Annotated in this window: 7 protein-coding genes; all 7 read right to left on the reverse strand. The window is 72.7% G+C overall.

What is annotated here, in order from left to right; genetic code table 11:
* A partial coding sequence (locus IE249_RS39235) for a FecCD family ABC transporter permease (protein ID WP_229859773.1) occupies window positions 1-607 on the reverse strand: 607 nt, incomplete at its 3' end.
* A gap of 1 nt (window position 608) precedes the next feature.
* Complete coding sequence (locus IE249_RS32790; protein WP_189710726.1) at window positions 609-1,682, reverse strand: ABC transporter substrate-binding protein; 1,074 nt, start codon at window positions 1,680-1,682, stop codon at window positions 609-611.
* 182 nt (window positions 1,683-1,864) lie between these two features.
* Window positions 1,865-2,476: a sigma-70 family RNA polymerase sigma factor gene (locus IE249_RS32795; RefSeq protein WP_189710728.1), complete on the reverse strand. Its 612-nt coding sequence runs from the start codon at window positions 2,474-2,476 to the stop codon at window positions 1,865-1,867.
* Between the two features lie 199 nt (window positions 2,477-2,675).
* Window positions 2,676-3,404 carry a hypothetical protein gene (locus tag IE249_RS32800; RefSeq protein ID WP_189710730.1) on the reverse strand — a complete coding sequence of 243 codons (729 nt, stop codon included), beginning with the start codon at window positions 3,402-3,404 and terminating at the stop codon, window positions 2,676-2,678.
* A gap of 385 nt (window positions 3,405-3,789) precedes the next feature.
* On the reverse strand, window positions 3,790-4,368 hold the full coding sequence (locus IE249_RS32805; RefSeq protein WP_229859774.1) for a DJ-1/PfpI family protein: 579 nt from the start codon (window positions 4,366-4,368) through the stop codon (window positions 3,790-3,792).
* Between the two features lie 356 nt (window positions 4,369-4,724).
* Window positions 4,725-5,246: a copper chaperone PCu(A)C domain-containing protein gene (locus tag IE249_RS32810; protein ID WP_189710732.1), complete on the reverse strand. Its 522-nt coding sequence runs from the start codon at window positions 5,244-5,246 to the stop codon at window positions 4,725-4,727.
* On the reverse strand, window positions 5,243-7,218 hold a 1,976-nt coding region (locus IE249_RS32815; protein ID WP_229859775.1), incomplete at its 5' end, for a copper-translocating P-type ATPase. The genes IE249_RS32815 and IE249_RS32810, both read right to left, overlap by 4 nt.

Raw genomic sequence — 7,218 nt, forward strand, 5'->3', positions numbered from 1 at the left:
GGACGCTGTGGGTCTGCTGCTCGTCGCCGGCCTGGAGCACCAGGTAGCTGGTGAACCCGGAGAGGAACTGGCCGATCGCGACCCCGGCCAGCACCAGCCGCAGCGGCGCGAACCCGCCACCGCGCCGGGCCACCGCCCACACCAGCGCGAACGTCGCCAGCGCGCCGGCGAAAGCCGCCCCGGACAGGCCCAGGCCGAGCGCGCCGCCCGCGCCGAGGCCGAGGACGAGCGCGGCGACCGCGCCGAGGGAGGCGCCGCTGGAGACGCCCAGCAGGTAGGGATCGGCCAGGGGGTTGCGCACCAGCGCCTGGACGGCCGTACCGACGAGACCGAGGCCGGCGCCGACGAGGGCGGCGAGCACGGCGCGAGGAAATCGCAGCTGCCAGACGATGAGATCGTCCGTGCCGGGGCGTGGTGCCTGGCCGGACAGCCGCCGCCACACCACGCTCCACAACTCGCCGGGCGGGATCGACGTCGAGCCCCAGGCCACGGCGGCCGTCAGCGCGGCCACCAGCGCCACGGCCAGAACCGCCGCCAGCGGACCGGCTGGCAGGCTGCCGCGCTCCTGTGCGGCTGCGGCTTTCCGGCGCACCAGTGTGCCAGCCACGTCAGACGGCCTTGCCCGGGTAGAGGGTCTTGGCGATGGCCTGGACCGTGTCGGCGTTGCGGACTCCCGCGACGGTTGTCTGCTCGGAGCCGATGCGCAGGAAGTGGCCCTGCTCGACCGCCTTCAGGCCCTTGGTGGCGGGGTTCGACCTCAGCCAGTGCTCGGCCTCGTCGAACGCCTTGTCGTTCGCGGCCTCGCTGCCGCGGCTGCGGACGCCGAGCTGGATCCAGTCGGGGTTCTTGGCGATGACGTCCTCCCAGCCGACCTGCTTGTGGTCGCCGTCGCAGTCGGCGAAGACGTTGCGGGCTCCGGCCAGGGTGATCACGGCGTTGGCGATCTGGCGGTTGCAGGTGACGTAGGGCTGCTTGGTGCCGGCGTCGTAGTCGAAGAAGAAGTACGTGGGCCGGCTGTTCTCCGGTGTGCCACCGAGCGCCTTGTGGACGGCGGCCACCTTCTCCCGCATCCCGGCGACGAGTTCGTGTGCCCGCGCACGGGTACCGGTGACCGCGCCCAGGGAGGTGATGTCGGCCTCGACAGCGGACAGGTCGGTCACGGGGCTCTCGCTCCGGGCAGCGCAGGCGGTCGACTTCAGGTAGATGTGCTTGATCCCGGCGGCCTTGAACTCCTCCGCCGTCGGCACGTCCCCCATGCCTGCGCCGCCTCCCATGGAGGCGAAGGTGTCGATGTAGAGGTCGGCTCCGGAGCCGAGCAGTTTCTCCTTCGGGATCACGGTCTGGCTGAGCACCTTGACCTTCCGCGCCTGTGCGCCGAGGGTGCCGGGCAGCGCGCCCCTGCCGGGCGGGAAGCCGGTGCCGATCACCTTGTCACCGGCGCCGAGGCGGAACAGCAGTTCCAGGCTGGAGGAGTCGCTGGTGACGATCCTCTTCGGGGCGCTGGAGAAGGTGGTCCCGGCGCCCGTGCAGTCGGTGACGGACACCGGGTAGCCGCCTGAAGCCGCCTTCCCGGCCTGCCCCGCGTTCCCGTCCGCCGCTTCCTTCCCCCCGCCGCCGCAGCCCGCCAGCAGCGAGCCGCACAGCACGACGGCCGCGGTACCGCCCCACACACGAAAACGCATCGAACAACTCCCGGATCCACTCGGTACACGGGCGAGCCTTCGCCACCCGGTCCAGTAGTCGGATCGAACGCCCCCCGAGTTCCGGCCAGTTGGCGATCCGGCTCAGGCACCCCAGCCGCCGGTACTGCGGCGGGGGCGCCTGAGCCGCCCTTCCAGGCGGCACCGGCACCCTCCGGCAGGCGTCAGGCTGCCCGGACGGCGGGTTCCTCGGCCCCCTCCAGCAGGTCCATCAGGGCCGCGCGGGCCCGGGCCACGCGGGAGCGGACCGTGCCGATCGGGCAGTGGCTCACCTCGGCGGCCTCCGCATAGGGCAGGCCGAGTATCTGCGTGAGGGTGAATGCCTCCCGACGGTCATCGGGCAGGGAGGCCAGCAGATCCAGCAAGGCGACGCCGTCGTCGAAACCGGGCAGGTCGCGCGCCTGGGCCAGCTCGGCGACCAGCTGCCAGTCCGGTACGTCCGCCAGGCGCGGCCGGGCGGCGGCGTACCGGTAACTGTCGATCACCGCTCGGCGGGCGATGGACAGCAGCCACGTCCGGGCCGAGGAACGTCCCTCGAAGCGGTGCAGGCTTGCGAGCGCGCGCAGGAACGTGTCCTGCGCCAGATCGTCGACGGCCTGGGGATCTGCGCAGAGATGGGCGACGTAGCGCTGCACGTCCCGGTGCAGGGCGCCCACGAACTGCTCGGCCGCATCCGCGTCCCCTCCGCGGGCGGCCAGCGCCCACGCGGTGATCGATTCGTCGAGCGCCGCCGGGGTGTCACTTCGGCGTGAGGTGGGCAGGGCAGAGGTAATCACCTGGTGTCCTTCTCGGGTCAACCGTGAGCCGGACCAGGGCACGCCGCGGCGCGCGGTCCGGCGAAAGTGGGAGAGAGGGCCCTACGGCGTCGCAGTGGCGCTACGGCGTCTGCGCCGGCTTACTTGCGCCTGTGCGGCCGTACGGCCGTGGCCCGGGGCGCACACGGGGAACGTGGCGGCCTCGGGAAACCAGCTGTCTTCAGACGACAGCCGTTCCCACGGGCGGACCTCGAGAAGTGAGCGCGTGGACGAGGAGAAGCAGACGCGGCGCCCGGTCCGAGCGGCGGCGCCGCAGATGGACGCGCGGGCGGTCGGGAGTGTGGGGCAGCGCGAGCAGCAACCGCAGCGGTGCCGCCAGCCATCCGGCCGCCGCCCGCAGGATCCTGAAGGCGGCCTTCTCGCCGTAAGCCAGCCACAGGCCGCACAGCACCGCGGCGAGCAGGTGGGCGGCGAGCATGCCGAACGACGACGAACCGCCGTCCGTGGAGTGCCCCATGTGCTCCATGGGGCTCATGCCCGTGTGATCCATGTGCATGGCGCCCATGTCCATCGAGCCCATCCGCGTCGGGCCCATGTCCATGGAACCCATCCGCATCGCGCCCATGTCCATCGAACTGTCCGTGTAGCCCCTGCCGCTCGTGCCCATGGATGCGGGGCCGCCGGACGTGCCGGAGGCCGACTGGGCGCAGGAGAAGGCTTCGTGGAGCGTGCTCTGGGCGGCGACAACGGCCGTCACGATCAGTGGCAGCCCGCGCTCCCGCCCCGCCAGGCACCAGCCCACCGCACCGGTCACTGCCCCGCCGACGGCCAGCGCCCACGTCGGCACGTCGCTGCCGGACATCAGGACGTGGCCCAGGGCGGCGAGCAGCACGCACATGGCCGCGAACACCGCGGCCCGTGTCGCGCGAGCACACCGCCCTGCTGTCATGGCGCCCTCATCCTCGCATCCGGGCTTCGGCGTCATGCGTGAGTACGGGCGTCCACGGGGGACCGTGCTCAATCCGCGGGACGTGATCCAGCCCACGCCAACGGGCTGGAACTCGGCGACACTCCGCCCCGACGCCGAGGCGTGTACCGGACCGGTCACCGATGCAAGGGCGAGACGCCCCCGCCGGCCCACAGTCTGCGGGCCGGGCCGCACAACGGCGGCGGGAGACGCTCGCCTGGTCCGTCGGCGGCCGTGGCACGCAGGCGAACGCCGCCGCCGTTCGCTTGCGTGTCGGCGTCGGGGGTCGGTACCCGTTCGCGAAGACGTGGACCCCGGGGCGTGCGCGGCGTGTTGCCTTGTGCCGGACGTGCTGTCTTACGCAGTGTCAGTCTCTGCGCCACACCACACCGCGCTGCTCGTACTCCATCACGTCCTCGATCTCGGCGGCGACGGAGGATCCGAATTCTCTGGTGACCATCCACAGGGCCAGGTCCAGGCCGCTGGTGACGCCGCCGGCGGTCACGATGTCCTTGTCGTCGACAACTCGCGCGGGCACCAGCTCACCGCCCTCCCGCTTCAGGACGTCTGTCGTAAGGTGATGGGTCGTGCAGGGGCGTCCCTTGAGGAGACCCGCTGCCGACAGCACCAGGACTCCTGTGCACACACCGGCCAGCACCACGCCCGACTGGTGGGCGCGTCGGAGGTCACGCAGCACCGACGGGCTCTTGCGCAATTTGTCTACGCCGGTCCCGCCCGGAATGACGAGGATGTCGGCGTCAGCGGGCCTCCACTCCTTGTCCACGAGAATTCTCGTGCCGAAAGAACAGGTCACCTCCCCCGGTCCCCCCGGTCGCACCAGGGAGGTCTGCACTGCCGCGCCACCGGCGTGTTCGGCGTACGCGAACACGTCATGTGGGCCGACGAAGTCCTGCGCTTCGGCACCGTCGTACACGAGGATGTGCACTCGCGTCGGACGGTATTTCGCCGAATCGCCGCGCGCTGCGGCCGGAGAGGCTGACGCCCCTACCGCCGTGGCTGCCGCTCCGGCGGCCGATGCTTGCAGCAGATGCCTTCTCCACATTGGTTGGTCTCCTGGGCCAGTTGGTGATCTCTTCTTCGACACGGTCTTGACCGTGTCGAAGGTGTTGTCGTGCCGTGCCACGCGAAAGTTCCCCGTCCTGCACCGGATTGAGGGCCGTTCCTGCAGCCAGGTCCACGTGCCAGGCGGTGCATTGCCCGGGCTGACACCCGACGAGCCCGTGCACGGCAGGCGGTGAGGCGTGGTGGGGCCTCGCGGCGGCCCGCCACTTGGGGGTGAGGTCACGGGCCGCTGTCGCCCGGGCGGACGACGACCGCGATCGCCTCGACCGGCGCGCTGCGCTCGAAGTGCAGGGTGAACCGTACGAGGTCACCCGCCCGCCAGCCGGCCCCGGCCCGCAGCGTCACGTCCACCCCGCGCGCCGACATGGACAGCACGCCGCCCGCGGGAACGCCGGCCGAGGCCAGGTCCGTCTTGTACGCGGCCCGGCCGCTCAGCATGCGGTGCCCACTGAGGGTGATCGGGCCGTGCGTGGCGGTGGACGTCACGTCCACCAGCCGGTCGTCCGCGCCGCCAACGTTGGCGATGTCGAAGAGCGCCGCGGTGTCCGTGCTGTCCCCGTACGGCAGGAGGACCCGCCCGTGCGAGACGGTGATCCGGGCCGGGCTGCCCGCCTTCCCTGCCCCGGTCCAGGTCGTCAGCCCGCCCAGGGCCAGGCTGCACGCGGTCACGGGCGCGAGCGCGGCAAGGAAGGTGTCGGCCAGCCGGCGGCGATCGGGCCGCCACAGATGCTGCTCGGTCATCGGGCACACCTCCGGGCGGGAGCCGGAGCGGGCTGCCAGGCGCGCAGCCGCAGGCTGTTGCCCACGACCAGCAACGAGCTCACCGGCATCGCCGCCGCGGCGAACATGGGATTGAGCAGGCCGACCATGGCCAGCGGCACGGTCACGACGTTGTAGCCGAAGGCCCAGACGAGGTTGGCCCGGATCGTGCCCAGGGTGCGCCGGGCGAGCCGGACCGCGTCCGCCAACGCCTCGATGTCCCCGCGCACCAGCGTCACATCGGCGGCCCCGATGGTCACGTCCGTGCCGCTGCCCATGGCGATGCCCAGGTCGGCGCCGGCCAGGGCCGCGGCGTCGTTGACCCCGTCGCCGATGACCGCGACGCGGCAGCCCTGCTCCCGCAGGTCCCGGACGAGAGCCGCCTTGGCCTCGGGGGTGCAGCGGGCGTGCACGTCGTCGATGCCCAGGGCCGCGGCCACGGCCCGGGCGGGTGCCTCGCGGTCACCGGTGGCGAGCACGGGCCGCACGCCCAGGCGCCGCAGCCGGCCCACGGCCCCGTAGCTGCCGGGCCGTACGACGTCCCCGACCTCGATCAGGGCCTCGGCCGCACCGTCCACCCGCACCAGGACGGGCGTGTGGCCGGCGGCCTCGGCAACCGACAGCGCGTCCGACACGGCGGTGGGCAACTCACCCTCGCAGGCGAGGACTTCCACCAGCCGGCCGTCGACCAGTCCGCGTACGCCCTGCCCCGGCACGGCGGTGAACTCCCTCACCTCCGGCAGCGTTTGCTGGAGTTCCCTTCGGGCGTAGGCGGCGATCGCGCGGCCCAGGGGATGCTCGGAGCCCTGCTCGACGGCCCCGGCCAGGCGCAGCAGCGTCTGTGTGCCCGGTCCGTCGGGCAGGACCGTGACGCGCGCGACGCTCATGCGGCCGGAGGTGAGCGTGCCGGTCTTGTCCAACACGACCGTGTCGATGTGCTGGAGCCCCTCCAGCGCCTGGGGTCCGCTGACCAGGACTCCCAGTTGGGCACCGCGGCCGGTCGCGGCCATCAGCGCGGTCGGCGTGGCCAGGCCGACCGCGCACGGGCAGGCCACGATGAGCACGGCCACGCACGCGGTGACGGCGGCCTGCGGGTCGGCCCCGGCACCGAGCCAGAAGCCGAGACAGGTGACGGCCAGTGTCAGTACGACGGGGACGAAGACGCCGGCCACCGTGTCGGCCAGCCGCTGCGCCCGGGCCTTGCCGGCCTGCGCCTCGGTCACCAGCCGGGTGATCCGTGCGAGCTGGGTGTCGGCACCGACGGCCGTGGCCTTCACCAGGAGCAGCCCGCCGGCGTTGACGGCGCCGCCGGTCACCGCAGAGCCCGGCCCGACCTCGACGGGCTCGCTCTCCCCTGTGACCAGGGACAGGTCCACGGCCGAACCGCCCCCCACCACCTGCCCGTCGGTGGCCACCCGCTCCCCCGGTCGCACGACGAAGACCTGCCCCGGCCGCAACCGCTCGACGGGAACGCGCCGTTCACCGTCGCCGTCGCGGATCGTCACCTCCTTGGCGGCGAGTTGGGCCAGCGACCTGAGCACGGCCCCGGTCCCGCGCCGGGCCCGCGCCTCCAGGAACCGCCCGGCCAGGACGAACAGCGGTACTCCGACGGCCGCTTCGAGATAGAGGTCCGCCGCGCCGTCCGAAACCGAGGGCACCAAAGTGAACGGCATCCGCATGCCGGGCTGCCCCGCGCCGCCGAGGAAGAGCGCGTAGGCGGACCACGACAAGGACGCCACCACACCCAGTGACACCAGCGTGTCCATGGTCGCTGCGGCATGCCGGAGCCCACGCGCCGCACGCACGTGGAAGGGTGACGCGCCCCAGACGGCGACCGGCGCGGCCAGCGCGAAGCACAGCCACTGCCAGTTGCGGAACTGCAGCGCGGGCACCATCGACAGCACGAGCACGGGCACCGCGAGCAGCGCGGTGCCCAGCAGCCGGTCCCGCTCCT

It is taken from the genome of Streptomyces anandii JCM 4720, assembly GCF_014650655.1.
Taxonomy (GTDB): domain Bacteria; phylum Actinomycetota; class Actinomycetes; order Streptomycetales; family Streptomycetaceae; genus Streptomyces; species Streptomyces anandii.